The 25,973-nt window shown below is 65.7% G+C and carries 24 protein-coding genes; 22 read left to right on the top strand and 2 right to left on the bottom strand.

The window, feature by feature from the left end; genetic code table 11:
- The first annotated feature begins 37 nt into the window (after positions 1-37).
- Together JNL31_RS14465 and JNL31_RS14460 are read left to right on the top strand one after the other, a co-directional pair.
- Positions 38-922 (top strand): LysR family transcriptional regulator, encoded by an 885-nt coding sequence (locus tag JNL31_RS14465; RefSeq protein WP_294974568.1) that lies wholly within the window; start codon positions 38-40, stop codon positions 920-922.
- A 90-nt stretch (positions 923-1,012) separates the two neighbouring features.
- Positions 1,013-1,921: a LysR substrate-binding domain-containing protein gene (locus tag JNL31_RS14460; protein ID WP_294974566.1), complete on the top strand. Its 909-nt coding sequence runs from the start codon at positions 1,013-1,015 to the stop codon at positions 1,919-1,921.
- On the opposite strand, the gene JNL31_RS14455 is transcribed toward JNL31_RS14460, so the two are convergent.
- Positions 1,918-2,799: a 2-hydroxy-3-oxopropionate reductase gene (locus JNL31_RS14455; protein WP_294974563.1), complete on the bottom strand. Its 882-nt coding sequence runs from the start codon at positions 2,797-2,799 to the stop codon at positions 1,918-1,920. The two genes, JNL31_RS14460 and JNL31_RS14455, sit on opposite strands and share 4 nt — an antisense overlap.
- 86 nt (positions 2,800-2,885) lie before the next feature.
- On the opposite strand from JNL31_RS14455, the gene JNL31_RS14450 reads away from it, so the two are divergent.
- The 7 genes from JNL31_RS14450 to JNL31_RS14420 all read left to right on the top strand — a co-directional run bounded on the left by JNL31_RS14450 (position 2,886) and on the right by JNL31_RS14420 (position 12,847).
- Positions 2,886-3,653 carry an aldolase/citrate lyase family protein gene (locus JNL31_RS14450; RefSeq protein ID WP_294974561.1) on the top strand — a complete coding sequence of 256 codons (768 nt, stop codon included), beginning with the start codon at positions 2,886-2,888 and terminating at the stop codon, positions 3,651-3,653.
- 226 nt (positions 3,654-3,879) lie between these two features.
- On the top strand, positions 3,880-5,310 hold the full coding sequence (locus tag JNL31_RS14445) for an aldehyde dehydrogenase family protein (RefSeq protein ID WP_294974589.1): 1,431 nt from the start codon (positions 3,880-3,882) through the stop codon (positions 5,308-5,310).
- A gap of 140 nt (positions 5,311-5,450) precedes the next feature.
- Entirely contained in the window at positions 5,451-7,118 is a 1,668-nt protein-coding gene (locus JNL31_RS14440; protein WP_294974558.1) for a thiamine pyrophosphate-dependent enzyme, read from the top strand.
- A complete protein-coding gene (locus JNL31_RS14435; RefSeq protein WP_294974555.1) occupies positions 7,115-9,193 on the top strand; it encodes a hydantoinase/oxoprolinase family protein in 2,079 nt (692 codons plus the stop codon). The genes JNL31_RS14440 and JNL31_RS14435 overlap by 4 nt, the downstream gene beginning before the upstream one ends.
- The gene (locus JNL31_RS14430) at positions 9,193-10,827 is read left to right on the top strand and encodes a hydantoinase B/oxoprolinase family protein (protein WP_294974553.1); all 1,635 of its coding nucleotides are present in this window, start codon (positions 9,193-9,195) and stop codon (positions 10,825-10,827) included. Before JNL31_RS14435 ends, JNL31_RS14430 begins: the two co-directional genes overlap by 1 nt.
- Positions 10,824-12,035, top strand: a complete 1,212-nt coding sequence (locus JNL31_RS14425; RefSeq protein ID WP_294974551.1) for a pyridoxal phosphate-dependent aminotransferase — start codon at positions 10,824-10,826, stop codon at positions 12,033-12,035. Before JNL31_RS14430 ends, JNL31_RS14425 begins: the two co-directional genes overlap by 4 nt.
- The gene (locus tag JNL31_RS14420; protein WP_294974548.1) at positions 12,032-12,847 is read left to right on the top strand and encodes an NAD(P)-dependent oxidoreductase; all 816 of its coding nucleotides are present in this window, start codon (positions 12,032-12,034) and stop codon (positions 12,845-12,847) included. The genes JNL31_RS14425 and JNL31_RS14420 overlap by 4 nt, the downstream gene beginning before the upstream one ends.
- Before the next feature lie 55 nt (positions 12,848-12,902).
- Here the strand turns inward: JNL31_RS14420 and JNL31_RS14415 are convergent, their stop codons facing one another.
- A complete protein-coding gene (locus JNL31_RS14415; RefSeq protein WP_294974547.1) occupies positions 12,903-14,120 on the bottom strand; it encodes an FAD-binding oxidoreductase in 1,218 nt (405 codons plus the stop codon).
- 85 nt (positions 14,121-14,205) lie between these two features.
- Between JNL31_RS14415 and JNL31_RS14410 the strand changes: the two genes are divergently transcribed.
- The 13 genes from JNL31_RS14410 (at position 14,206) to JNL31_RS14350 (ending at position 25,961) form a co-directional block, all read left to right on the top strand.
- A complete protein-coding gene (locus tag JNL31_RS14410; RefSeq protein WP_294974544.1) occupies positions 14,206-15,015 on the top strand; it encodes a shikimate dehydrogenase in 810 nt (269 codons plus the stop codon).
- Positions 15,008-15,784 carry an SDR family oxidoreductase gene (locus tag JNL31_RS14405; protein ID WP_294974541.1) on the top strand — a complete coding sequence of 259 codons (777 nt, stop codon included), beginning with the start codon at positions 15,008-15,010 and terminating at the stop codon, positions 15,782-15,784. Before JNL31_RS14410 ends, JNL31_RS14405 begins: the two co-directional genes overlap by 8 nt.
- A 1-nt stretch (position 15,785) precedes the next feature.
- Entirely contained in the window at positions 15,786-16,130 is a 345-nt protein-coding gene (locus JNL31_RS14400; RefSeq protein WP_294974538.1) for a RidA family protein, read from the top strand.
- A 33-nt stretch (positions 16,131-16,163) separates the two neighbouring features.
- Positions 16,164-16,889, top strand: a complete 726-nt coding sequence (locus tag JNL31_RS14395; protein WP_294974535.1) for a FadR/GntR family transcriptional regulator — start codon at positions 16,164-16,166, stop codon at positions 16,887-16,889.
- Between the two features lie 178 nt (positions 16,890-17,067).
- The gene (locus JNL31_RS14390) at positions 17,068-17,781 is read left to right on the top strand and encodes an SDR family oxidoreductase (protein ID WP_294974532.1); all 714 of its coding nucleotides are present in this window, start codon (positions 17,068-17,070) and stop codon (positions 17,779-17,781) included.
- A 7-nt stretch (positions 17,782-17,788) separates the two neighbouring features.
- Positions 17,789-18,532, top strand: a complete 744-nt coding sequence (locus tag JNL31_RS14385; protein ID WP_294974530.1) for an SDR family oxidoreductase — start codon at positions 17,789-17,791, stop codon at positions 18,530-18,532.
- A 114-nt stretch (positions 18,533-18,646) separates the two neighbouring features.
- Positions 18,647-19,678, top strand: a complete 1,032-nt coding sequence (locus JNL31_RS14380) for an amino acid ABC transporter substrate-binding protein (protein WP_294974529.1) — start codon at positions 18,647-18,649, stop codon at positions 19,676-19,678.
- 63 nt (positions 19,679-19,741) lie between these two features.
- Positions 19,742-20,920 (top strand): ABC transporter permease subunit, encoded by a 1,179-nt coding sequence (locus JNL31_RS14375; protein WP_294974526.1) that lies wholly within the window; start codon positions 19,742-19,744, stop codon positions 20,918-20,920.
- Complete coding sequence (locus JNL31_RS14370) at positions 20,917-21,990, top strand: amino acid ABC transporter permease (RefSeq protein WP_294974524.1); 1,074 nt, start codon at positions 20,917-20,919, stop codon at positions 21,988-21,990. The genes JNL31_RS14375 and JNL31_RS14370 overlap by 4 nt, the downstream gene beginning before the upstream one ends.
- A 4-nt stretch (positions 21,991-21,994) precedes the next feature.
- Complete coding sequence (locus tag JNL31_RS14365; RefSeq protein WP_294974523.1) at positions 21,995-22,741, top strand: amino acid ABC transporter ATP-binding protein; 747 nt, start codon at positions 21,995-21,997, stop codon at positions 22,739-22,741.
- 54 nt (positions 22,742-22,795) lie between these two features.
- Complete coding sequence (locus JNL31_RS14360) at positions 22,796-23,146, top strand: SDR family oxidoreductase (RefSeq protein WP_294974520.1); 351 nt, start codon at positions 22,796-22,798, stop codon at positions 23,144-23,146.
- Positions 23,147-23,166: 20 nt separating this feature from the next.
- Positions 23,167-24,924, top strand: coding sequence for an aconitase X (locus tag JNL31_RS14355; protein ID WP_294974518.1), 1,758 nt, complete (start codon positions 23,167-23,169; stop codon positions 24,922-24,924).
- Between the two features lie 215 nt (positions 24,925-25,139).
- Positions 25,140-25,961, top strand: coding sequence for a hypothetical protein (locus JNL31_RS14350; RefSeq protein WP_294974515.1), 822 nt, complete (start codon positions 25,140-25,142; stop codon positions 25,959-25,961).
- Positions 25,962-25,973: the final 12 nt, after the last annotated feature.

Here is a 25,973-nt window from a genome sequence, read left to right as displayed (position 1 = left end):
ATAGAATTAGTATCTGATAAAGATAGTTTCGAAATTCATGAACATTTCCCTACGCCACATCCGCGCCCTGCATGCGATCCGCGCCAACGGCAGCTTTGCTCGCGCCGCGCAGGAGTTGGGGGTGGTGCCGTCAGCCCTGACCGAGACCATCCGCCATTTCGAGGCAGAGGCGGGTGCGTCACTCTTTGACCGCAGCCAGCGGCCACCGGTCCCGACGCCGCTGGCCCTGGCCTTCCTGCAGGAAACCGCCCCGCTGCTGGAGGGGCTTGACCTGGCGCTGGATCGTTTGCGAGCCCGACGGGACCAGACGGCAGGCAGGCTTTCCATCGGCTGCACGCCTTCTGCCATCTCCGATCCCGTTGCACCGGTTCTGGCGCGGTTGCGACAGGAGCATCCCGACCTGCGGTTGCGGGTTCATGACGACATCGCCGAACGGCTGGCGCAGGGCGTGGTCGAGGGGGCGCTGGATCTTGCCGTCGCGGGCCGCGCCCTGCATTCGGATGACCTGAAGCAGACGGAAATCCGCCGCGATCCCTTTGGCCTGGCCTGCGCCGTGACACATCCCCTGGCGCAACGGGAAAGCCCAGGTTTGCAGGATATCGATCCGGCCGAGGTGATCTCGCTTGATCCGGGCACCGGGACACAGGCGCTTCTCGCGGGATGCCCCGCAGTGCCTGCCGCGCTTCGGGTCGGGGCGATCGAGGCACATTCCACCATTGCACAGATCGCCATGATCCGGGCCGGGATGGGGGTGGCGCTGCTCCCGCGCAACGCGCTGATGCTGTTCGCCGACCCCACCCTGCGATTTGTGCCCCTGCGCGATCTGGACCTCTGGCGCGTTCTCTACCTGCTGATCCCGGCGCGCAGGCGACTATCGAATCCTGCGCGCGCCTTTGTCGATCTGTTGCGGCCCACGGCTTGACTGCAGTACATCAAAGGAAAGCAGCGCTTTGTATTGGCTCGACAAGGTGCTAGGTATGCCCGGTGCCGTAGTTCGGCCAAGGGCCTGCCCATGTCATCCAAGATACGCCTGCCGCCCCTGAATTCCCTGCGTGTCTTTCACGCCGTCGTCCGTCACAGGTCGCTGCGCGAGGCGGCAGAAGAGCTTTATGTCTCGCCGCAGGCCGTGGGCCAGCAGATCCGGCTTCTGGAAGAGGCGCTTGGCGTCGTGCTGATGGAACGCGAGGGACGGGGCATCCGGCTTACCGAAAAGGCGATCACCCTGTCGCATTACGTCAGTGCCGGCTTTGACGAATTCGAGGAAGGCATCCGCCGAGTAACCGGCCCTCGCGAGCGCGAGAGGATCAACCTGAACGTCAGCCCCTATTTTGGCACGCGGTATCTCATGCCGCGGCTGGCGTTGTTCCGGCAGGCCGTGCCCGATGCCGAGATCGGGTTGACGACGATGATCGACCTTGTCGATCTGGAACGGGACCAGATCGACCTTGCCGTGCAATGGGGCTACGGCGAGCGACGCGATGGGCAAAGCCACCTACTGACGCGCGACCCCAAGGTCATCTGCTGCCGCCCCGACATGGCGGACAGGATCACATCTCCCGCAGATCTGTTGCAGTTCAACCTTCTGCAACCGGCCCGGTCGAAGCGATTGTGGCCGGACATCCTGCGGCATCTCGGTGTCGAGGCGCCCGAGCTTGACCGGGGCATGACCTTCGACGATGCGGCCACGATGCGCCGCGCGGCCTATCAGGGGTTGGGGATCGGGCTGATCTCGGTCCTCGACGCCGAGGAAGACATCGCCTCGGGCAAACTGGTGGCACCCTTGGGCATGGACATCCTGTCCGACATGCCGCCAGAGACGGTGCCCGGCTTCTACCTGATCACCACCAAGGCGCGGCTTCGGGCCAAGCATGTCGCCGCGTTGCACCGCTGGCTTCTGGAGCAGGACTGGCAGGAGCCTTAGCCGCCGGAAAGGGCGTGATCCGCCATCGACTCAAGTGCCTGAACAAGGGCGGAATGGTCGGCGTCCCTCAACCCTTTCGCAGAGCAGGCATTCATCAGCTCTTGTGCGGTCGCGGTATTGGGCAGGGCCACCCCCAGTTCACGCGCCGATGACAGGGCGAGCGCGAGGTCCTTCTGATGCAGGCGGATGCGGAAGCCCGGATTGAAGCTGCGGGCGATCATCCGTTCGCCATGGACCTCAAGGATGCGGCTTGCGGCGAACCCACCCATCAACGCCTGCCGTACTCTGGCGGGGTCGCATCCGGCCTTGCTGGCAAAGACCAGCGCCTCTGCCACCGCTTCTATGTTCAGCGCGACGATGATCTGGTTGGCCAGTTTGCAGGTCTGACCCGCCCCGTTGGCGGTGCCGACAAGGGTGATGTTCTTGCCCATCAGCTGGAACAGCGGCAGGGCACGGGCAAAGTCTTCCTCCGCTCCGCCAACCATGATCGTCAGGCTGCCGGCCTTCGCGCCGACCTCGCCGCCCGAGACCGGCGCGTCAAGGTAGCTGCCTCCAGCCGCACGCACCGCTTCGGCGAATTGCGCGGTCGCGATCGGGCTGATCGTGCTCATGTCGATGACGAGCGTACCGGGGTTCAGCCCCGCGATAACGCCATCTGCGCCCATAAGGACCCGTTCGACATCGGGCGTGTCGGGCAGCATCAGGATGACGATGTCGCTGTCGCGGGCCACGGCGCACGGGTTCTGCGCAACGGTCGCGACCAACCCTTCGGGCAGGGGTGAGCGGTTGAGGCAGGTCACAAGCGTGTTTCCGCCCGCCGTGAGATGCCCCGCCATGGGCGCACCCATGACCCCCAGCCCGATGAATCCGATCCGCATGTGATGCCCTCTCCAAGGTGGTGACTTGCGTCACATATTTATATGATGTATGATAACTGACAAGATCAATCTTCAGAGGTGCCGGAATGCTGGAACGGGTCAACAGTCTGAAACTGGCCCTGGGTGACGGGCGTCCGGCCATCGGGATCTGGTGCTCGCTCGCCTCGGCGATCACGACCGAAATTGTTGCCGGATCCGGAGCGGACTGGCTGCTGATCGACGGCGAGCACAGCCCGAACGACCTGCGCAGCATCCTGGCCCAGCTTCAGGCTGCGGCCGCGTTTCCGGTCGAGGCGGCCGTGCGGCTGCCTTCGGATGACCCGAACCTGATCAAGCAGGCGATGGACATCGGCGCGCGCAGCCTGATGATCCCAAATGTCCGCACGGCCGCACAGGCGAAAGCCATCGTCGCGGCCATGGCTTATGCTCCTGACGGCATTCGCGGCTTCTCCGTCGCGCAGCGCGCCAATGCCTACGGACGGGTCAAGGACTACCACGCCAATGCGCATCGCCAGCAGCTGCTGGTCGCGCAGATCGAATGCGAGACGGGCGTGGCCAATGCTGCCGAGATCGCTGCCGTGCCGGGCGTGGATGTGCTGTTCGTCGGGCCGGGCGATCTGTCCACGAACATGCGGGCGATGGGCAACCCCGCGGCCCCGCATGTGCAGGACGCCATCGCCTCCGTGCTGGCGGCGGCGCAGGCGCAGGGCAAGGCCACCGGAATCCTTGCGCCGCAGCAGGCCGATGCACAGCGGTACCTTGCGGCCGGTTTCACGATGGTCGCGATCGGATCCGACCTTGGTCTTCTGGCGCGCGGGTCGGATGCGCTTGTGGCGCAGTTCAGGCCCCGCTGATCCGGTCTGCCGGGTCCGGGGAAGACATTCTTCGCGGTGCGTTTCAATACGGCGGTGAAGCGGAAATCCCGTGACGGGAAATGCGCCTGCCTGCCGCAGGGGTGAAAACGAAAGAAAATCCTTCCAATTCCAAAGTGATTTTTGCAATCGCTCTGTCGGCGTTGCGCTTAACTTCGGCGCGACGGCGCTGCTTCGCGCCTGATGACAACAGGGCAGGCCCGAAATGATCGAAATCCAGCACAACTTCATCAACGGCGAGTGGAGTCGCGCCGATCAGACCAGCGAAAACCGCAATCCGGCCAACCCGGAGGATCTGGTCGGGGTCTACGCGCGGGGTGGAAAAGCGGACGTGGACGCTGCCGTGGCGGCGGCCAGAACGGCACAACCTGCCTGGGGCAGCGCGTCGCCGCAGATCAGGTCGGACGTGCTGCGTCGGGTGGGCGATCGTCTGCTTGACCGGGTCGAGGAGATGGGCCGCCTTCTGGCGCGGGAAGAGGGCAAGACCCTAGCCGAGGCGAGGGGCGAGGCCTTGCGCGCTGCGCAGCTTTTCCATTTCTACTCGGGTGAAGCGCTTCGCAATCCCGGGGAGAAACTGCCGTCGTTGCGCGATGGCGTCGAAGCCGAAGTGACGCGCGAACCGCTGGGCGTCGTCGGCCTGATCACGCCCTGGAACTTTCCGATCGCGATACCGGCATGGAAGACAGCTCCAGCTCTTGCCGCCGGCAACGCGGTCGTGCTGAAACCGGCAGACCTGACGCCCAGCTGCGCACATCTGCTGGCCCAGGTGCTGGAAGCTGCAGGCTGCCCGCCGGGGGTGTTCAACCTGGTCATGGGGCGCGGATCCGAGATCGGCGCGGCGCTGACCGGGCATCCCGATGTGGCGGCGATATCCTTTACCGGATCCGAACGGGTCGGGCGCGGCATTGCGCTGGACTGCGCGCGCGGCATGAAGAAGGTGCAGCTGGAAATGGGCGGCAAGAACCCGATGGTGGTGACGGCCAAGGCCGATCTGGACCTTGCGGTTGCCGCCTGCCTGAACGGCGCATTCTTTTCCACCGGCCAGCGTTGCACCGCCTCGTCGCGGCTGATCGTCGAGGCGCCGGTCCACGATGCCTTTGTCGAAAAGCTGACGGCGGCGATGACGGCGTTGCGAATCGGAGACCCGCTGGATGCGGCGACCCAGATCGGCCCCGTGGTGTCGGAAAGCCAACTGGCGGGCAATCTGGACTATGTGCGGCTTGCGGGCGACGAGGGTTGCGAGGTCATCGGCGGCCAGCGCCTGAACCGGCCCGGCACGTTCCAAAGCCCCGCGCTGTTTCTTGGCGCGGCGAACGACATGCGCGTTGCGCGCGAGGAAATCTTTGGCCCCTGCGCCGCCGTCATCAAGGCCGCCGACTTCGAGGAAGCGGTGGCCGTGGCCAATGACACCCAATTTGGGCTTTCCTCTGGCATCTGCACCGGGTCGCTGCGCGAAGCGACCGAGTTCCGCCGCCGGTCGAAAGCGGGAATGGTGATGGTGAACCTGCCGACCGCAGGGGTCGATTATCACGTTCCCTTTGGCGGGCGCGGCGCTTCCAGCCTGGGCGGGCGCGAACAGGGCCGCATGGCGATGGACTTTTACACCTCGGTCAAGACCGCCTATACCTATGCGGGCTGATCGGACCACCCCGGAAACAGGAAAGAAGAAATTTCTAATTACGGGTGGAAGTTTGTTTTCACCGAAGGCGCTGCTTGACAATATGACCGGCAAGGCTTCCTGCGCGCAGGCGCTGGGATGGGTCGAAAAAGGATGATCTGATGAAGCGGAACGGCGGGCAGATTCTGGTCGAAAGCCTGGTGGCGCTGGGGGCGACCAAGGCGTTTGGGGTGCCGGGCGAAAGCTATCTGGCCGTGCTGGATGCGCTGCACGACACCAAGGGCCGCCTTGATTTCATCAATTGCCGGAACGAAGGGGGCGCGGCCTTCATGGCCGCCGCCTGGGGCAAGCTGACCGCGCAGCCGGGGCTGTGCATGGTCACGCGCGGGCCGGGTGTGACCAATGCCTCGATCGGGGTGCATACCGCGATGCAGGACAGCGCGCCGATGATCCTGTTCGTGGGCCAGGTCGGCACCGACATGAAGGGCCGCGAGGCGTTTCAGGAGATCGACTATCGCGCCGTCTTTGGCACCATGGCGAAATGGGCGGTCGAGATCGACGACACCGACCGCATCCCCGAAATCCTCGCCCGCGCCTGGACGACGGCGATCACGGGCCGCCCCGGCCCGGTGGTGATTGCCCTGCCCGAGGACATGCTGACCCGACTGACCGAGGCCCTGCCGCTGACCGGGCCGACCCGCGTGGCCGAGCCCGCCCCCGATGCCGTCACGATGGCCGAGGTGCAGGCGATGCTGGGCGCGGCCGAGCGCCCGCTGATCCTGATGGGCGGCTGCAACTGGACCGAAGCCGGACAGGCGGCCTTGCAGGGCTTTGCCGAGGCCAGCGACATTCCGGTCATCGCCGCCTTCCGCTATCAGGACCAGTTCGACAATTTCTCGCCCGCCTATGCCGGCGAGGCCGGGGTCGGGATGCCCGCCCCCGTGCGCCGCCTGATCACCGAGGCGGATGTGATCATGGCGATCAACCTCCGCTTTGGCGAGATGACGACGGATGGTTACACTCTGCTGTCGGTGCCCGTGCCGGTGCAAAAGCTGATCCATGTCCATGCGTCAGACCGCGAGATCGGCAAGGTCTATCAGCCGACGCTTGGCATTCAGGCCGGGCCGAACGCCTTTGCCGCCGCGCTGTCGCCGGTCAGGGGCGGCTGGGCTGCATGGCGCGCCAGGGCGCGGGCCGATTGGGAGGCGGGGTTCGACCTGGCCCCCCTGCCCTCGCCCGTCGATATGGGCGTGGCCATGGCGCATCTGCGCGAAGTGCTGCCCGAGGATGCGATCCTGACCAACGGCGCGGGCAATTTCACCGTCTGGCCGAACAAGTTCTACAAGTTCGGGCCCAAGGCGCGGCTGCTGGCGCCGCAGTCGGGCGCCATGGGCTATGGCCTGCCCGCCGCTGTGGCCGCGAAGGTCGCCGATCCGGCCCGCACGGTCGTCTGCTTTGCGGGCGACGGCGATTTCCAGATGAACTGTCAGGAACTGGCCACCGCGCTGCAATATGGCGCGCAGCCGATCATCCTGCTGTTGAACAACGGCATCTACGGCACGATCCGCGCCCATCAGGAACGCACCTATCCCACCCGGGTTTCCGGCACCGACATGGTGAACCCCGATTTCGTGGCCCTGTCGCGCGCCTATGGCTTCCATTCGGAACGGGTGGAGCGGACCGAGGATTTCGCGGCGGCTTTCGCCCGCGCCATGGCTTCGGGCACTGGCGCGGTGCTGGACCTGAACATCTCTCCCGAGGCGCTGACCCCGCGCCAGACACTCAGCCAGATGCGCGAAGCCGCGCTGAAAGCAAAGGAAACCGCATGACCATTCGACTTGGCGCCGACATCGGCGGCACCTTCACCGATATTGCGCTGGACTGCCGGGGCCGGATGTTCTCGACCAAGGTGCTGACCAACTATGCCGCGCCGGAACAGGCCATTCTGGACGGCATGGATATGGTGCTGGACCAGGCCGGGATCGGCTATGGCGATCTGGAGATCGTCATCCACGGCACCACGCTGGCGACCAATGCGCTGATCGAGCGGCGCGGCGCAAAGACCGCCTTCATCACCACCGAAGGCTTCCGCGACGTGATCGAGATGCGGACCGAAAGCCGGTTCGATCAGTATGACCTGAACCTGACGCTGCCGACGCCCTTGGTGCCGCGCGAGGACCGTTTCACCGTCGCGGGCCGGATCGGCGCGCAGGGGCAGGAACTCGCGCCCTTGGACGAGGCCGCGCTGCACACGCTGGCCGACCGCATCGCGGCGGGCGGCTATGGCGCGGTCGCCATCGGCTTCATCCACTCTTACCTCAACCCCGCGCATGAACGCCGGGCGCGCGACATCATCGCGGCATCGGTCGATCTGCCGATCTCGATCTCGTCCGAAGTCTCGCCGCAGATGCGCGAGTTCGAGCGGTTCAACACCGTCTGCGCCAATGCCTATGTGCGGCCCCAGATGGCGAGCTATCTCGACCGGCTGCAAGTGCGGCTGAAGGAAAAGGGTGCGGGCTGCCCGGTGTTCATGATCCACTCGGGCGGGGGTCTGGTCTCGGTCGATACTGCCGCCGAGTTTCCGGTGCGGCTGGTGGAATCCGGCCCGGCGGGCGGGGCGATCTTTGCCGCCGACGTGGCGCGGAAGTTCGGCCTTGATAAGGTCGTCAGCTATGACATGGGCGGCACCACGGCCAAGATCTGCCTGATCGAGGATTTCGCCCCCAAGACCGCCCGCACCTTCGAAGTTGCCCGCACCACGCGCTTTGCCAAGGGATCGGGGATGCCAATCTCCATCCCGGTGATCGAGATGATCGAGATCGGCGCGGGCGGCGGCTCCATCGCCTGGGTCGATGCCATGGGCCGCATCCAGACCGGCCCGGAATCGGCGGGGTCGGAACCGGGGCCCGCCTGTTATCAGCGCGGCGGCAAGCGCCCGGCGATCACCGATGCCGATCTGGTTCTGGGCAAGCTTGACCCCGACAACTTCGCGGGGGGCGCGATCAAGCTGTCACTCGCCAATGCCGAGGCCGCGATTGACCGTGACGTGGGCAGCCGCCTTTCCCTGAACACCGAAGCCGCCGCCTTTGGCATTGGCGAGGTGGTGGATGAAAACATGGCCAACGCCGCCCGCGTTCATGCGGTGGAAAACGGCAAGGACATTTCCGACAACATGATGGTGGCCTTTGGCGGCGCCGCCCCCCTGCACGCCGCGCGGCTGTGCGAAAAGCTGGGCATCGACCGCTGCCTTGTGCCGCCCGGCGCGGGCGTGGGCTCGGCCATCGGGTTCCTCAAGGCGCCCTTCGGCTATGAATCCCTTGCCTCGCGCATCATCGGCCTGTCCAGCTTCGATGCCACTGCCGTCAACCTGCTGATCGCCGATCTGAAGGCCACCGCCGAGAGCTTCGTGCGCCAGGGCACCGACGGCGCGATCCATGCCGAGATCGTGGCCTTCATGCGCTATCGCGGGCAGGGCTGGGAAATTCCGGTGCCGCTGCCCGACCGCGCCTTTACCGATGCCGATGTGGCGCTGATCCGCGAGGGGTTCCTCACGGCCTATGCCCGCTTCTTCGGACGCGCCATCGACGGGCTGTCGGGGCTGGAGATCGAGATCGTCACAATTTCCGTCAAGGCGGCGGACAAGCGCCCCGCCCCGGAGCCGGCCACGCTGACCCATGGCTCCCGCAGCGTGGCCGCGCCCCAATTCCGCGCGGTGTTCGACCCGTCCTCGGCCCGCGCGCTGAAAACCGGCATCGTGGCCCGCGAAAGCCTTGCCGCTGGTGACCGGGTTTCCGGCCCCACCGTGGTGGTCGAACGTGAAACCTCGACCGTCGTCACCGCCCCCTTCGATGTCGTCATGCAATCCGACGGCTCGCTTCTGATGCTGAAGAAGGAGATCGTCTGATGTCCGCCGCAACCCGCGACCAGACCCGTGAAATCCACATGCAGGTCATGTGGAACCGCCTGATTTCCGTGGTGGAAGAACAGGCGATGACCCTGCTGCGCACCGCCTTTTCCACCTCTGTCCGCGAGGCGGGCGACCTGTCGGCCGGCGTCTTCGATCCCGAGGGCCGGATGCTGGCGCAGGCCGTCACCGGCACGCCGGGCCACGTCAACACCATGGCCGAGGCGGTGCTGCATTTCATCGACGAGATCGGCCGCCAGAACATGTTCCCCGGCGACACCTATGTGACGAATGACCCGTGGAAGGGCACCGGGCACCTGCATGACATCACCATGGTCTCGCCCAGCTTCAAGGGCCACGTGCTGGTCGGCTTTTTCGCCTGCACCGCCCATGTGGTCGACGTGGGCGGGCGCGGCTTCGGGGCCGATGGCAAGTCGGTCTATGAGGAAGGCATCCAGATCCCGATCATGAAATTTGCCGAGCGGGGCGTGGTGAACGCCTTCCTCGTGCAGATGCTGCGCGCCAACGTGCGCGAGGCCAATCAGGTGGTGGGCGATTTCTACTCGCTGGCCGCCTGCAACGATGTGGGCCACCGGCGGCTGATCGCGATGATGGAGGAGGTCGGCCTCGATACGCTGGACGATCTGGGCGCGTTCATCTTTGCCCGCACACGGGCGGCCACGCTGGAACGCATCGCTGCCCTGCCCAAGGGCACCTGGACCAACCGCCTGACGACCGACGGCTATGACAAGCCCGTCACGCTTCAAGCCACCGTGACGACGCATGAGGCCGAGGTGAACGTGGATTTCACCGGCACCGACGGCATCAGCCGCTGGGGCATCAACACCCCGATCATCTATACCAAGGCCTATGCCTGCTATGCGATGAAATGCGTGGTCGCGCCCGATATTCCGAACAACTGGGCCTCGCTGGAACCGTTCACCGTCTCCAGCCCCGAAAACATCCTGAACGCGCCGCGCCCCGCGCCCGTCTCGCTGCGCCATGTCTTTGGCCATATGGTGCCCGACCTCGTGCTGGGCGCGCTGGCGCAGGCGCTGCCGGGCAGGATTCTGGCCGAAGGGTCGGGCGCCTTGTGGAACATCCACATGTCGGTGCGCCCCGCCGCCGGGCAGCAGGGCCAACGCGCCGAGATCCTGATGTTCAACTCGGGCGGCATGGGGGCGCGGCCCGAACAGGACGGGCTGAACGCCACCGCCTTCCCCTCGGGCGTGATGACCATGCCGATCGAGGCGACGGAACATGCCGGGCCGGTGGTGATCTGGCGCAAGGAGTTGCGCCCCGACTCGGCAGGCGATGGCCAGTATCGCGGCGGCCTTGGCCAGATCATCGAGATCGAACCGGCCAAGGGCCATGAGTTCGAGTTTTCGGCCATGTTCGACCGCACCCTGAACGCCCCGCGCGGCCGCAATGGTGGCAAGGAGGGCAAGAAGGGCACCGTTGCCCTGGACGATGGCACCCCCCTGAACCCCAAGGGCTGGCAGCATGTGCCTGCGGGCCGCAAGCTGGTGCTGCACCTGCCGGGCGGCGGCGGTTATGGCGACCCGGCCTTGCGCGATCCGGCGGCACGCGCCAATGACATCTCGAAGGGCTATATCAGCGGAGATCGCAAATGAGCTATGTCGCAGGCCGTCTGGCGGCGGTGAAACCCTCGGCCTCGATGGCGGCTTCGATGGCGGCCAAGGCGCTGCGGGCGACCGGGGTGGACGTGATCGACCTTGGCCTTGGGGAACCCGATTTCCCGACGCCCCCGCATATCGCCGAGGCGGCCCATGCCGCCGCCCTGCGGGGCGAGACGCTCTACACCGCCTCGCCCGGCACGCCCGCCCTGCGCGCGGCGGTGGCGGAAAAGTTCCGCCGCGAGAATGGGCTGGACTATGGCCCCGATGACATCGTGGTGGCCAATGGCGCCAAGCAGATCATCTTCAACGCGCTGATGGCGACGCTGAACGACGGGGACGAGGTGATCACCCCCGCGCCCTATTTCGTCAGCTATCCCGAGATGACCAAGCTGCTGGGCGGTGTGCCGGTCACGGCGGTCTGTTCCGCCGAAGCGGGCTTTCGCCTGACGCCGGAGATTCTGGAAGCCGCGATCACGCCAAAAACCAAATGGCTGTTCCTGAATGCGCCGGGCAACCCCTCGGGCGCGGTCTATTCCCTGGCCGAGATGCAGGCGCTGGGGGCGGTTCTGGCGCGGCACCCGCAGGTGCTGATCCTGTCGGATGAAATCTACGAACATATCCTGTTCGACGGGCGGGCGTTCGTCAGCTTCGGCAAGGCCTGCCCCGAGTTGAAGGACCGCACGCTGATCGTGAACGGGGTCGCCAAGGCCTATGCCATGACCGGCTGGCGCGTGGGCTATGCCGCGGGTCCGGCGCCGCTGATCAAGGCGATGGCCACGGTGCAAAGCCAAAGCTGCACCTCGGTTGCCGCGCCCATGCAGGCCGCCGCGCTGGCGGCGCTGACCGGGCCGCAGGACTGCATCGCCACCTTCAAGGCGGCTTTCGAACGTCGCCGCGATCTGGTCGTGGCGGGCATTGCCAAGATTCCGGGCCTGACCCTGCCGCCGCCGGAAGGGGCGTTCTACGCCTTCATCGGCTGCGGTGGCCTGATCGGTAAGCGCACGCCCAAGGGCACGATCCTGTCGGACGAAGCCGCCGTCGTCGCCTATCTTCTGGCCGAGGGGCATGTCTCCTCGGTTCCGGGCGCCGCCTTTGGCCTGTCGCCGTTCTTCCGCATCTCCACCGCCACGTCCGACGCCGTGCTGACCGAGGCCATCGCCCGCATTGCCCGCGCCGTCGCCGCCCTTTCGGAGGCCAAATGACCCCTCGTTACGATACGATCCTGATCACCGGCGCCGCCGGCCGCCTTGGAACCGAGCTGCGCCGGGGCCTTGCGCCCCTGGCGCGCAAGCTGCGTCTGGCCGCCCGCGCCCCGATCGCCAACCTTGCCGCCAACGAAGAATCGGTGGTGTTCGACCTGTCCGATGAGGCGGCGGTGATGGCCGCCTGCGAGGGCGTCGATGCCATCGTCCATTTCGGCGGCGCGCCGATGGAGCGGCCCTGGCAGGAAATCCTCGATAGCAATATCCGCGGCAGCTATCACATCTATGAGGCGGCACGGAAACATCGCGTCAAGCGCGTCGTCTATGCGTCGTCCGTCCATGCCATCGGCTTTCACAAGCTTGAAGACCATATCGACACCACCGCCCCGCACCGCCCCGACGGGCTTTACGGCCTGTCGAAATGCTTCGTCGAAGACCTTGGGCGGCTTTACTGGGACAAGTTCGGCATCGAAAGCGTGGCTTTGCGGATCTTCTCATCCTTCCCCGAACCGGCCGACCGGCGGCACCTGTGGTCGTGGCTGTCGTTCGAGGATTGCAACCGCCTGACCGCCGCCGCCCTGACCGCGCCGCGCGTGGGCTTCACCGTGTCCTTCGGGATTTCCGACAACAACGAAAAGCCGGTCGACAACCGCCTTGCCGGGCATCTGGGCTATATCCCGCAGGACAACACCGAACGCTTCCGCGCCGCTATGGAGGCGAAAACCCCGGTTCCCGACCCCAAGGCCCCCGCCGTTCAGTGCCTGGGCGGGTTCTTCGTGGAAACCGGCCACCCCGACGATCCGCAGGGCTGATCAAACGCCCGTTCAAAGCGAAAGGCCCCGGATTTTCTCCGGGGCCTTTTTGCGTTCAGATCACCGCATCTTCCATGAAGGGCCGGTTCGCCGGCACGCGCTCATAGGCCATCGGCGACAGGTCCAGCGTGCGGAAGCCGCCATGGACGATCAGTTCCATCACGCCGCGCCCCGTGGCAGGCGACTGTTGCAGCCCGTGGCCGGAGAAGCCGTTGCAGAACATGAAGTTTGTCACATCCGGCGACCAGCCGACGATGCCGTTGTGGTCCATCATGTTCATCTCATAATGGCCGGTCCAGCGGGTCTGCACCTTCAGCGCATCGAAATCGGGGATACGATGCCAGAGAGAGGGCCAGATCGCCTCCTCGAACTCCTCGTCACGGGGCCCGAAGTCATCATAATCGGCGGGGCCATCGTCGCCCGGCGTGTTGCCGGTCAGGAACAGCGGGCCTTCGGGGCGAACGAAGGTGCCGGACAGGTCGATCACGTTGGGCATCCGCCCGGGGATCGGGTTCGCGCTGGCAAAGACAAAGCTGTAACGCTTGTAAGGCGCGACCGGAATCGACAGCCCTGCCATCGCCGCCACCTGCTGCGCACGCGGGCCAGCGGCGTTGACGAGGATGCCGCAGGACACCACCTCGCCCGTCGCCAGCCGCACCGAGCTGACGCGGCCACCCTCAAGGTCCAGCCCGGTCACGGCGTTGTCGATATATTCCGCCCCCAGCGCCCGCGCGCCGCGCTTGAAGCCCATGAGCAGGCCCATCGAGTCGAACCAGCCCTCGGCTTGGGTGCCCCATGACCCGCCGCCAAGGTCATCGACGTTCAGCCAGGGAAACTGCGCCTTCAGCGCGCCCGGCTCCAGAAACACGGTATGGGCGCCATGGGCCTGCTGCATCTCGACCCGGGCCTTGGCGGCATCGACCCCTTCCGGCGAACAACAGTACAGGTAGCCATATTCCTTGAACCCCAGGTCCGGTGCCGGTTCGCCGGGGAAATATGGCGCCATCCGCTCCTGAAAGCTGCGGATGACCTCCACCCCGAACTGGCTGATCTTGACGTTGATCGGGTTGGAATACTGCTGCCGGATCGCGCTGGTCGAGAGTGCGGTCGAGGAGAACTCATAGGTCGAATCCCGCTCGACCACCAGGATCGACAGCTTGCCCCGCATCTCCTCGCCCAGCCAGTAGGCGACCGAGGAACCCACGGCGGCCCCCCCCACGATCACCACGTCATAGGACTGCTGTTTCGGAGCGGCGTAGGACGGAATCGGCATCGTGGATCTCATTAATAGTTGTCATTTGTATGATGACTGATAACATGGAAATTGCAAGACTCGAATCTGCATTGGAGACTGACGGATGCGTGGAACTGGAAAAGCGGATGTATTCGCCATGCTGGCCCATCCGGTGGGCCACGCGAAAAGTCCGGGAGCCTGCAATGCATTCTTCGAAGAGCGAGGTCTCGACAGCCTGATGGTGCCCGTGACCTGCACGCCGGATCGGCTGGAGGATCTCTGGACCGGCCTCGACGCGATGTCGAACCTGCGCGGGATCATCGTCTCCATTCCCTACAAGGGGAAGCTTCTGGAGAAGGCAGCGAAGGCCCATCCGCGAGCGTCGCGGGTCGGGGCAGTGAACGTGATGCGCCGCCTGCCCGAGGGTGGCTGGGAGGCCGACAATTTCGACGGCTACGGCTTCATCATGGCGATGAAGAATGCCGGGCATGTGATGGCGGGCAAGAAGGCCCTGCTGGTCGGCGGCGGTGGCGGAGGATCCTCCATCGCGCATTGTCTGGCCGAGGAAGGCGTGGCCGACCTGACCATCGCCGACACGGACGTCGAAAAGGTCCAGGCTCTGGCGGCGGCGGTGCAGGCGAACTTCCCGTCCTGCAAGATCAAGGTCGGCCCCGCGGATCCGACCGGCATGGACATTGCGGTCAACGCGACCCCGGTGGGAATGAAACCCGCCGATCCTTTCCCGATGGCCGTCGAAGGACTGCGCCCCGGCATGGTGGTTTATGACATCATCATGGAACCCGCCGAGACCCGCCTGATGGCCGAGGCGAGGGCGCGCGGCTGCCATTCCCATGGCGGGAGACCGATGATGGACGCGCAGATGCAGGCCTGGGTGGACTTCTTCGACATGGACCGGACGCACCGCAATGGCTGACACTCTCGCCCTGATCATCGGTGGCACGTCCGGCATCGGCCGCGCCATCGCGCTGCGCCTTGCCGCCGAAGGCATGCGCGTCACCGTCGCCGGGCGCGATGCGACGCGCGGCAAGGCTGTGGCCGAGGACTGCCGGGCGGCGGGCGCGCCGGACGCCAACTTCCTGCCGGTCGACGTCGCCGACCCGGCCAGCGTCGAAGCCCTGTCGCAGGCCATGCCGGAGGCGCCCCATATCCTCGTCAACTGCGCGGGCATCCTGCAAAGCGGCAAGCGGGTGCTGGATCAGCCGCTGGACGAAGACGAACGGCTCTGGCGCATCAACTATCGCGGCACGCTGGTCGGCGCACAGGTCTTTGGCCGTCGCATGGGCCCGGGGGATGCGATCCTGAACGTCGGCTCCCTCGCCTCCTTCGCGCCGCTGTCGCTGCCCGCCTATACGCCCGGCAAGCAGGCCGTGAAGGCGCTCACCGAAATCCTCGCCTGCGAGCTTGGCCCCAAGGGCATCCGCGTCAATGCCGTCGCCCCCGGCTTCACGCTCTCCGACGGGTTGAAGGCGAAGATCGCGGCGGGGGAACGCAACCCCGAAGCCATCCTCGACACGACCGCGCTGAAGAAGTTCGTCCAGCCCGAGGATGTGGCCGAAGCCGCGCTTTTCCTCTGCTCCCCCCGCGCCGCCAGCATCACCGGCGTCACCCTGCCCGTCGACGCCGGTTGGCTCGTCCAGGCACCTTTCGCGCATTACCAGCGCGGCAACCCGATCAGAGGCTGACATGACCATCACGCGCTTCGACTTCGACACCCGCATCCACCATGGGGTGGTCCACAACGGCACGGTCTATCTGACCGGCCAGGTCGGCACCCCCGGCACCAGCGCCGAAGCGCAGATGCAGGAGGTGCTGGACAAGATCGACCGTCTGCTCGCAAAGGCGGGCACCAGCCGCGACAGGATCCTGCACGTCCAGATGTGGCTGGACGACATCCGTGATTTCGACGCGGTCAACCGGGTCTGGGATCGCTGGATCACCCCCGAACACGCCCCCGCCCGCTCCAGCGGCGAGGGACGGATGGCGAAGCCCGGCATGCTGGTAGAGTTGATCGTCACCGCCGCCGTCTGATAGGTCTGAAGCAGCCGAGCCGACAGGGTGCCGATGAAGCGCAAATCCTTATCCACCGTTGTCTTCGAAGGCCTGCTGGATCAGATCCGCTCCGGCAGGCTTGGCCCCGGCGCCCAACTGCCGACCGAAGCCGACCTGTGCGACAGCTTTGCCGTCAGTCGGACCGTGGTGCGCGAGGCCGTGGCACGCCTGCGGTCCGAAGGGCTGGTGATCCCGCGTCAGGGCAAAGGCGTCTTTGTCAGTGAGGCCCCACTCGGCAGCTTTTCCATTCCCGACCAAGACCTTGACGCCCTGCCGCAAACCCTGGCCCTGCTCGAGCTTCGGCTGGGCGTCGAGGTGGAATCGGCCGGCCTCTGTGCCCTGCGCTGCACAAGGGATGAGGCTCAGGCCATCCGGGCCGAGATGGAGCGCGTGGATGCCACCCACCCCGACCCCACCTCGACCCGGGTGCATTACGACCATGAGTTTCACTTGCTGATCGCCCGGGGGTCGCACAATCCTCAGATCATCGACTTTCTTTCCTATCTGGGTCAGCAGATCGGACCCCGGTTGCGCCTGGGCTATATCCTGTTGCCCGCGCTGAAGGACGAATATTTCGACCGCATCCATGGCGAACATCGCGCCGTGGTCGAGGCGATCGAACAGCGCAATCCCGATCTCGCGCGCGAGGCGATGCGGAACCACCTGTCAAACAGCCTTGAAAGGCTGCGCGCCCTGGCCAAAGTGGCGGGCACGAGACCCCTGCCCGGCGCGGCCTGATACCTGAAGCTGCCAGCCCGCCCCGGTCGCCCGCTGTCGTGTTCGACAGCTCGCTTGCATTTGCGCAGGCGATGAATCGCCCCGTGAGGCCAAAGCTGAGCTTTGCTTTTTACGCCATTTCTTCCTTTTGTCGTGACGATCAAGGCGACATCCTGCCGCAATCATCCTTGGGGGTTTCATGAACCAGGTCCTCGTCACCGGAGCAACCAGCGGCATCGGCCGCGCAATTGCCGTGACCCTGCACAAGGCCGGTTTCCCGGTAGCCGCGACCGGGCGCAACCAGACCGCCCTGGCCGAACTGGCCTCCGAGGCGCCCGGGATCGAAACGCTGTGTCTGGACCTGTCCGACCGTCCTGCAGTCGAGGCGGCACTTCAAGGTCGCCGGGTTGACATCCTGATCAACAACGCCGGCGTGATGCCCAGGCCGGGCGCCTTCGACGCCATGGCAATCGAAGCCATCGACCAGACGGTCGAGGTCAACCTGTCCGCCGTCCTTTCGCTGACCCATCTCCTGATCCCCCAGATGCGGGCGCGGAAGTCGGGTCATGTCATCTTCACCGGCTCCTCCGCCGCCCATGCGCCGGGCGCGAACTTCGCGGTCTACGCGGCAACCAAGGCCGCCATTGCCGCCTTCGCCACTGCGCTGCGCGCCGAGGTGTCTGCCGACGGCATCCGCGTCACCGAGCTTGTCCCCGGCCGGGTGGAGACCGCGCTCTATCAGGGCGTGATCAGCGACGACGCCCGCGCCGCGATGTATGCGGGCGGCGGGTCGCTGCAACCCTCCGACATTGCCGACGTCGTCCTGGCCGTGCTGCGCTTGCCGCCCCATGCCGATGTCACGCGCCTCGACATCATGCCGACGCGCCCGGTTCCCCCTATCTCTCTGAAATGAGGACGAAATGAAGGATCTCAACATTGTCATCGTCGGCGGGGCCATGGGCTTTGGCGCGCTGATTGCCGAAATGGCCGTCGAGGCCGGGGCCAAGGGCATCGGGATCATCGACCTTGCCGACGCGGCGGAGGTTCTTGCGCCGCTGGCCGCCAAGGGCGTGAAGACTGCCTCTGCCAAGGCCGACATCCGCACTGCCGCCGCCTGCCAGGCCGCCTTCGACGCCGTGGCCGAAAAGCTGGGCCGCGTCGACACGCTGGTCAACTGCGCCGCGATCTATCCCCGCAAGCCGACGCTGGGCGTGACCGACGAGGAATGGGACCTTTCGAATGCGATCAACATCAAGGGCACCTACCACATGATGGTCTCGGCCATCGCCCACATGAAGACGCAGGACCCCGTCGCCCATGTCCGCGGCCGGATCGTCAACATCACCTCCGTCGATGCCTTCAAGGCGCATCCGAAGAACATCCACTACGCCGCCACCAAGGCCGCCGTGGTCAGCCTGACCAAGTCGGTCGCCGACTATGTGGCCCCCGACGGCATCCTGGTGAACTCGGTTGCTCCCGCCGGGATGGCTACCGAAAAGGCCCGGGCTTCGGGGTTCCTCGATGAACTCGCCAAGGCCTCGCCCCTTGGCCGTGGCGCCCTACCCCGCGAAATCGCCGAGTGGGTCGTCATGGCCGGCAGCCCGAAGAATACCTACATGACCGGGGAAAACATCATCGTGTCAGGCGGTTACATCTACGCCTGACGGCCTGACCCGGCCCATCCTCCACAGCAACACGATCAGACACCGGAGGTTCCGCAGGCGGTTCCGGTGACTGGGAAAGCATGTCTGCACCAACCATCAACCAGGGAAGTCCATATGAAAAAGACCATGCAACTGACCCTCGCCGCCGCGACAGTCGCCCTGTCGGCCGGGCTGGCCCATGCCGAGAACGGCGATACGCTGAAAGCCGTCCAGGCCCGCGGCACGCTGAATTGCCCCGGCGACATCGGCTCTTACCTCGGCTTTGCCGAAGTCGATGACAAGGGCGTCTGGAAGGGACTCGACATCGAGCTTTGCCACGCAATGGCCGCCGCGATCTTCGGCGATCCGGCCAAGTCGAACATCGTCCCGATCGATTGGGCGCAGCGCTGGCCCGCCCTGCAATCGGGCGACATCGACATCGTCATCAAGGCCTCGGGCGGCACCCGCTCGCGCGACACCGAGCTGGGCCTGCAATTCTCGAACTCCTACTACCTCGGCACCACCAAGGTGATGGCCCACAAGGAGCTGAACCTGGCCTCGCTGAAGGATGCCGACGGCGGTTCGATCTGTGTCCCCGCCTCGACCTCGACCGAACGTCAGGTGGCGTCCTACCTTGAAGCCAAGGGCATCAAGATGGAAATCGTCGCCATCGAGAAGAACGAGGAAGTCGAGGCCGCCTATTTCTCGGGCCGCTGCGACACCTACGCCCAGTGGGGGCCGGTCCTGGCCATCGCCGCCTCGCAATCGGATGATCCGACGGCCCATGTCCTCCTCCCCGACGTGCTGGCGCTCGAGCCGGAAGTGATGATCGTCCGCCAGGGCGACGACAACTGGGTCGATGTCGCCAACTGGACGCTTTCGGCGCTTCTGTTCGCCGAGCAGGAAGGCATCACCTCGGCCAACGTCGACGAGATCAAGGCCAACCCGCCCTCGGCAGAGATCGGCAAGTTCCTTGGCGCCACCCCGGGCGTCGGCGCCAACCTCGGGCTGTCGGACGACTGGGGCTACAACGTGATCAAGAAGGTCGGCAATTTCTCGGAAATCTTCGAGCGCAGCCTCGGCCAGGGTTCGCCCTACAAGATGCCGCGCGAGATGACGGCGCTCTGGAAAGACGGCGGCGTCCTCTTCCCGCTGGTCTTCGACTGATCCCGAACATCGCCCGTGGCGGACCTGCCGCCACGGGCTTTCCCATCTGCTGAGGGCAGTCCCATGGCCGCACCGTCCATCTGGCGCAGCAAGAGATTTCGCGGCGCCGCGATCCAGGCCGGCTTCGTCGCCGTCCTGGTCGCGCTGATCATCGGCGCCACCCTGACCGCGCGCGCCAACCTGTCGGCACAGGGCCTGACCTCGGGCTTCGGCTTCCTGTGGAAGTCGACGGGCTGGGAAATAAACTTCACCCTGATGGAGACCACGACGACCGATCCCTATTGGTGGTATCTGCTGATGGGATTGCTGAACACATTGTTCATGGGCGTGATCGGCCTTGCGGGGGCCTCGATCCTTGGCCTGATCGTCGGCCTGATGCGGTCCGGCAGGAACCCTGCCGCGCGGCTGCTCGGCACGATCTACATCGAGCTGTTCCGCAACCTGCCGCTGATCCTGCAACTGTTCTTCTGGTACGCGCTGGCGAACGCCCTGCCGAACCCGCGCAACTCTCTCGCCTTCGCGGGCGCGCTGCTCAACGCGCGCGGCATCTACCTGCCGGGCCTGGTCATCGGGCGCGGAACCGTTGCGCTGGCCGTGCTGGCGATCCTGGTCAGCGCCGCCCTCGCCGTCTGGATCCTCGCCTCCCGCCGCTTCCGGCAGATCGAGCCCACCCGCCAGCGCCGCCTCGCACTTTGCAGCACCGCCGCCGGACTGGCGCTTGCCGCCCTGGCGGTGGTTCTGGGCCATGACCCCTCGCAACCCTGGATCACCATGCCTAAGCTTGCCGGCCTGAAGATCGACGGCGGCTTCCGCATCCAGCCCGAATTCTACGCCCTTGCCATCGCCATCATGACCTACGGCGCGGCCTATGTCGGCGAGATCGTCCGCGGCGGCTTCAAGGCCGTGGGTCGCGGCCAGATGGAGGCTGCGAATGCCCTCGGCCTGTCGCCCTGGCAGGTGTTTTCCCGCGTCCGGTTTCCGCTGGCCTTCCGCGCCATGCTGCCGATCCTGATCAACCAGTATGTCTGGCTCATCAAGGCGACGACCCTTGGCATCGCCGTCGGCTTCTCCGACTTCTTCATGGTCATCGCCTCGTCGATCACCCATTCGGGGCAGACGCTGGAGTTCATCGCCATCCTGATGGGCGGCTTCCTCCTGATCAACTTCAGCCTTGCCGCCGTGCTGAACCGCCTGAACCGCGCCATCGCTCTCAAGGGCCACCAGACCACGGGGGCGACATGACCGCTCCTGCCGGTTCCGCGCGCCTGAGACGCCTGCGCAAGGCCTATTTCGGTTCGCCCCTGTCGGCGCTGATGACCCTTCTCAGCGCCGCGATCCTCGGCTTCATCCTGTGGAAGCTCCTGGACTGGGGCCTGATCCACGCCACCTTCGACGCCAGCGGCACGCAGGAAACCTGCGCGGCCAAGGGCGGCGCCTGCTGGTCGGTCATCGCGACGCGCTGGCGGGTGATCCTGTTCGGCATCTACCCTTACGAGGAACAATGGCGCCCCGCCTTGGCCTGCCTTGTGGTCGCCGGGGTGATCGTGCTGTCCTGCCTGCCCAGGATGTGGAGCTTCGGCAAGCTGGCCCTGACCTGGACCATCGGCACCATCGTCTTCTACACGCTGATGCGTGGCGGTATCCTCGGACTGGCCTCCGTCAACGAACAGCAGTGGGGCGGCCTGCCGCTGACGCTTTTCGTCTTCGTCGCGACCGGCATCATCGGCATGCCGCTCGCCATCGGCCTCGCCCTCCTCCGCCGCTCGGACTACCCGGTCATCGCGCGCGTCTCGGGCTGGATCATCGACACGATCCGCTCGCTGCCCTTGCTCTCGATCCTCTTCACCTGCGCCATCGTGCTGCCCTTCATGCTGCCCGGCTTCCTGATCGGCGAAAAGCTCTACCGTGTCGTCTTCGGCGCCGCGCTCTTCTTCGCCGCCTACCAGGCCGAGATCATCCGCGGCGGGTTCCAGGGCATCCCCAAGGGCCAGGAAGAGGCTGCCAAGGCCCTGGGCCTTTCCTACTGGCAGCGCATGGGCCGCATCGTCCTGCCGCAGGCCTTCCGCCTCGCGCTGCCCGCCACGATCAACCAGTTCGTCATCGCCTTCATGGAAACCTCGCTGATCGTCGTCGTCGGCTTCATGGAGCTTCTGGCCGCCGGAAACACCGCCTTCAAGACCGGCGAGTGGAAGTTCGCCTATGCCGAAGTCTACGTCTTCATCGCCGCCATCTACTTCGCCTTCGTCTTCGGCCTCTCGCGCTACGGCGCCTATCTGGAAGCCCGGATGAACGTCGGCCACCGCAAGGACTGACCGCATGGACCTGACCGCCCCCGCCATCGAATTGACCGATCTCGACAAGTTCTACGGCACCTTCCACGCGTTGAAAGGCATCAGCCTGACCGTGGCCAAGGGTGAAAAGGTCGTGGTCTGCGGCCCCTCCGGTTCCGGCAAGTCCACCATGATCCGCTGCATCAACCAGCTGGAGGAACATGACGGCGGCACGATCCGCGTCTTCGGCACGACGCTTGACGACAACGTCGGCTTGATCGACGAAATCCGGCGCGAGGTCGGCATGGTCTTCCAGCAGTTCAACCTCTTCCCGCACATGACCGTGCTGGAGAACTGCACCCTCGCGCCCATGCTGGTCCGCAAGACCTCGCGCGCCGATGCCGAGGCGACCGCCATGCGCTACCTGGAAAAGGTTCGCATCCCGGATCAGGCGCAGAAGTATCCCGGCCAGCTCTCCGGCGGCCAGCAGCAGCGCGTCGCCATCGCCCGGGCGCTCTGCATGCAGCCGGAAATCCTGCTCTTTGACGAACCGACCAGCGCGCTTGACCCCGAGATGATCGCCGAGGTGCTGGATGTCATGGTCACGCTCGCCCAGGAAGGCATGACCATGATCTGCGTGACGCACGAGATGGGCTTTGCCCGCAAGGTGGCCGACCGGGTGGTCTTCATGGACAAGGGCGAGATCATCGAGGAAGCTCCGCCGGAGGACTTCTTCGGCAACCCGAAAAGCGACCGGACCCGCCTGTTCCTGTCGCAGGTGCTCGGGCACTGACCGGCGGGACCGACCGGATTTCTCCACTCGATAGCCCATGCAAGGAAGCGACCCATGTCTGGAAAGGTTGCCACATCTCCCGGGGCGTCGTCCGGGATCGGGGCGGTCGTCGCGCCGGAGATCGCCTCGAAGGCCGCAATCGAGTCCGGGATGAAAAGCCTTGCCATGCATTTCGCGCCGCATGGCGTGACGTTGAACTGCGTCGTGCCCGGGCTGATCGCAAAGGATGCAGGTACCGCCGATGCCATCCCCGATACCGAGAGGCTCGCCGCAAACAGCCGGATCCCGCTTGGCCGCCCGGGTCGCCCGGCAGAGGTAGCGGCGGCCGTGGCCTTCCTCCCGTCCGGCCCGGCGGGCTACATTGCCGGCCAGTCGCTGCATGTGAACAACGGCCTCGTGATCTGACCCGACCGGAAGGAAACCCCATGGCACATGTCCTCAACGGCAAGGCGCTGATCGCGGGCCAGGCGGCAGGCGCTCTCCTGCACGCCGACGTCGGGCTCAGCTTCATGGGCGGGGTCGATCCGGCAACGGGGGTGGTGATCGACACGCACCATCCGCTGCAGGGCCAATCCGTTGCGGGCAAGGTCCTCGCCATCCCCAGCGGACGCGGCTCCTGCTCGGGCTCTCTGGTCATGTTCGAGCTTCTTATGAACGGCCACGCCCCGGCTGCACTGGTCTTCTGCCATCGCGAGACGATCCTGACCCTGGGAGTCCTGATCGGGCTGGAGCTTTTCCAGCGCGGCATTCCGGTCCTTCTCCTCGAAAAGGCCGATTTCGATGCGCTGGCCGGGATGCCCTTCGCCCGGATCGACGGCGACCGGATTGCCGCGGCACCGGCAGGTTCGCTCGCATCCGCCGCATACCTGCCCGACCTCGACCCCTCAGGCTTCAACCTGACCCCGCGCGACCTTGCCCTTCTGGACGCGGCCGAGGGCGAAGCGTCGCGCCTTGCCATGCGCCTGATCCTGCACGTCGCGCGCATCGAGGGCGCACGCGAACTGATCGACGTCGAGATGGCCCATATGGACGGCGTATTCTACCACGGCCCGGCGGGCCTGCGCTTTGCCCGTCGGCTGGTCGAACTTGGCGGCAGGGTCCGCATCCCCTCGACCATGAACGCGATCTGCATTGACCGGAAAACCTGGCGGGCGCAGGGCGTGCCCGAGGCGCTCGGGCTGGCGTCCGAAGACCTGGCCGAGGCCTATGTCGCGATGGGGGTCAAACCCACCTACACCTGCGCGCCCTACCTCCTCGACCCGGCGCCAAAGCCCGGCCAGCGCATCGCCTGGGGCGAATCCAATGCAGTGGTCTTTGCCAATTCAGTCCTTGGCGCGCGGACGCTGAAATACCCCGACTACCTCGACATCCTCGTGGCCCTGACCGGCCGCGCCCCGGCGCTCGACTGCTATCTGGATGAACACCGCAAACCCACCCTGCGCCTTGATTTGCCGCCACTGGCCGGGGTGGACGACGCCTTCTATCCCCTGCTCGGCTATCTGGTCGGCAAGCTCTCGCCCAACAACATCCCGGTGATCTGCGGGATGGAGCACCTGCCCGCAAGCCATGATGACCTCAAGGCCTTCGGCGCGGCATTCGCCACCACGTCTGCCGCCGCCATGTTCCACATCCGCGGCATCACGCCCGGGGCGATGGACCCCGACCTGACCGGATTGCCCCGCCATGCCATCAGCCACGCTGACCTCGCCGAAACCTGGGCCGAACTGAACAGCGCCACCAGCCCGGACGTCGACCTCGTCTCCCTCGGCAACCCGCATTTCTCGCTGACCGAGATCGCGGCACTGGCGCAGCTCTGCGACGGGCGGCTGAAGCATCCGGAGGTCGCTCTCATCATTGCGTGCGGGCGCGAGGTGTTTTCACAGGCCAAGGATGCAGGCCTGGTCGAACGGATACACGCTTTCGGCGGTCGCTTCCTGAACGACACCTGCTGGTGCCTGATCGGCGAGCCGATCGTGTCGGGCTCAATCCGCAACATCGCAACAAACTCCGGAAAATACGCCCACTACGGCCCGTCTCTCGTCGGAAAGGCATTTCACTTTGCCAGCCTTTCCACCTGCGTCGAAGCCGCCTGCGCGGGCCACATGACAAACGGTCTTCCCGCATGGTGCCAACAGACCGGGTTTCCCAGTGCAGACACAATCCATGGGCACGATGATCGATGAGGCCCATGTGCATTGCCGATGTCGATCCCGCACGAGAATCAACCGGCTTGATCGGAAGGGGAATTCCACCGGACAATCCAGGCGCCATCCGCTCCCGGCCATTGCCGCGGAGCATGGACGCGCCTAGAATCTTGCCGAAGCGCGGCGGGAAAGACTGAAAAGCCGTCCGCTATCAATCCCCTTCGGCACCATTTGAGACCACGGGAGCATCCCTCATGCACGTCGTATCACTGCTTCGCACCGAGATGTTCGAGATCCGGATCGGTGGCCAGCCTGCCGGACTGGACGCGCTTTTCCCCGGATGGACGGCGCTGGACCGTTTCGGGCTGGTGATAGATGAACCGCTTGGGGGCGTGGGCGCCACCCACCTGTTGCAATGCGCGATGATGGCCTATTACGACGCGAAGCCCGAGCGTCGCACGAGCCGGGCGGTCTATCCCGAGATCTATGCCTTCCACATCGGAAAAAGCCACGGCGCGCATGCGCCCTATGATTTCTGGCCTGCCCGGCGCGAGGTGATATTGCGCACCGAGGATCACCGGGAAATTCTCGACGCGATCAATGATCGTGGCATCACCCGGCTTGCCATTCCCGACCGTCCCTTGCGCGACGTCGTTCACCGCCCGAAGGAGGTGGAGGCCGCGCTTGACCGCATCGCCTCGGCCTTTGTCTACAGTGCGACCGGACGCCTGAGCGGGGGCGATCTGGAGATCTCCGGGACCGACAAGCGGACCGAGTTCAACCCTTCCCAAACGCTGCGCCCGGTGGCCGAACTGGTTGCCGCGCGCCGCGCCCCGGGGGCAGTGTCGTCAAGCGGCATCCCGATCAAGGAAGCCGACGACGATTATGCCCGCTGGCTGGTCGCCTGCGACGCCGACCTTGCCCCCGAAGGCCGTCAACGGGCGCAGCAATCCCGGCAGCGGTTGCGCTCGCCCGAGGGGCTGGCGACGGAAACCTACCGCCGGGTCGAGGTGTCCGAGGCGCTGAAACGCCTCGCTTCGGCGGGCAGGCCCGCAGCCGTCGCGGCGGCGGGATGACCCCGTTTTCCC

Origin of the sequence: Tabrizicola sp. (assembly GCF_016792905.1) — a bacterium.
In the GTDB taxonomy this organism is placed as follows: Bacteria; Pseudomonadota; Alphaproteobacteria; order Rhodobacterales; family Rhodobacteraceae; genus Tabrizicola.
This window is presented reverse-complemented; position numbering and strand designations above follow the sequence as displayed.

Excerpts from the sequence above, each read along its gene's own strand:
- JNL31_RS14415 (WP_294974547.1), bottom strand. The coding sequence starts at position 14,120 with ATGCCGATTCCGTCCTACGCCGCTCCGAAACAGCAGTCCTATGACGTG.
- JNL31_RS14425 (WP_294974551.1), top strand. The coding sequence starts at position 10,824 with ATGAGCTATGTCGCAGGCCGTCTGGCGGCGGTGAAACCCTCGGCCTCG.
- JNL31_RS14380 (WP_294974529.1), top strand. The coding sequence starts at position 18,647 with ATGAAAAAGACCATGCAACTGACCCTCGCCGCCGCGACAGTCGCCCTG.
- JNL31_RS14460 (WP_294974566.1), top strand. The coding sequence starts at position 1,013 with ATGTCATCCAAGATACGCCTGCCGCCCCTGAATTCCCTGCGTGTCTTT.
- JNL31_RS14360 (WP_294974520.1), top strand. The coding sequence starts at position 22,796 with ATGTCTGGAAAGGTTGCCACATCTCCCGGGGCGTCGTCCGGGATCGGG.
- JNL31_RS14385 (WP_294974530.1), top strand. The coding sequence starts at position 17,789 with ATGAAGGATCTCAACATTGTCATCGTCGGCGGGGCCATGGGCTTTGGC.
- JNL31_RS14405 (WP_294974541.1), top strand. The coding sequence starts at position 15,008 with ATGGCTGACACTCTCGCCCTGATCATCGGTGGCACGTCCGGCATCGGC.
- JNL31_RS14435 (WP_294974555.1), top strand. The coding sequence starts at position 7,115 with ATGACCATTCGACTTGGCGCCGACATCGGCGGCACCTTCACCGATATT.
- JNL31_RS14420 (WP_294974548.1), top strand. The coding sequence starts at position 12,032 with ATGACCCCTCGTTACGATACGATCCTGATCACCGGCGCCGCCGGCCGC.
- JNL31_RS14350 (WP_294974515.1), top strand. The coding sequence starts at position 25,140 with ATGCACGTCGTATCACTGCTTCGCACCGAGATGTTCGAGATCCGGATC.
- JNL31_RS14355 (WP_294974518.1), top strand. The coding sequence starts at position 23,167 with ATGGCACATGTCCTCAACGGCAAGGCGCTGATCGCGGGCCAGGCGGCA.
- JNL31_RS14395 (WP_294974535.1), top strand. The coding sequence starts at position 16,164 with ATGAAGCGCAAATCCTTATCCACCGTTGTCTTCGAAGGCCTGCTGGAT.
- JNL31_RS14410 (WP_294974544.1), top strand. The coding sequence starts at position 14,206 with ATGCGTGGAACTGGAAAAGCGGATGTATTCGCCATGCTGGCCCATCCG.
- JNL31_RS14465 (WP_294974568.1), top strand. The coding sequence starts at position 38 with ATGAACATTTCCCTACGCCACATCCGCGCCCTGCATGCGATCCGCGCC.
- JNL31_RS14450 (WP_294974561.1), top strand. The coding sequence starts at position 2,886 with ATGCTGGAACGGGTCAACAGTCTGAAACTGGCCCTGGGTGACGGGCGT.
- JNL31_RS14440 (WP_294974558.1), top strand. The coding sequence starts at position 5,451 with ATGAAGCGGAACGGCGGGCAGATTCTGGTCGAAAGCCTGGTGGCGCTG.
- JNL31_RS14375 (WP_294974526.1), top strand. The coding sequence starts at position 19,742 with ATGGCCGCACCGTCCATCTGGCGCAGCAAGAGATTTCGCGGCGCCGCG.
- JNL31_RS14430 (WP_294974553.1), top strand. The coding sequence starts at position 9,193 with ATGTCCGCCGCAACCCGCGACCAGACCCGTGAAATCCACATGCAGGTC.
- JNL31_RS14370 (WP_294974524.1), top strand. The coding sequence starts at position 20,917 with ATGACCGCTCCTGCCGGTTCCGCGCGCCTGAGACGCCTGCGCAAGGCC.
- JNL31_RS14365 (WP_294974523.1), top strand. The coding sequence starts at position 21,995 with ATGGACCTGACCGCCCCCGCCATCGAATTGACCGATCTCGACAAGTTC.
- JNL31_RS14390 (WP_294974532.1), top strand. The coding sequence starts at position 17,068 with ATGAACCAGGTCCTCGTCACCGGAGCAACCAGCGGCATCGGCCGCGCA.
- JNL31_RS14455 (WP_294974563.1), bottom strand. The coding sequence starts at position 2,799 with ATGCGGATCGGATTCATCGGGCTGGGGGTCATGGGTGCGCCCATGGCG.
- JNL31_RS14400 (WP_294974538.1), top strand. The coding sequence starts at position 15,786 with ATGACCATCACGCGCTTCGACTTCGACACCCGCATCCACCATGGGGTG.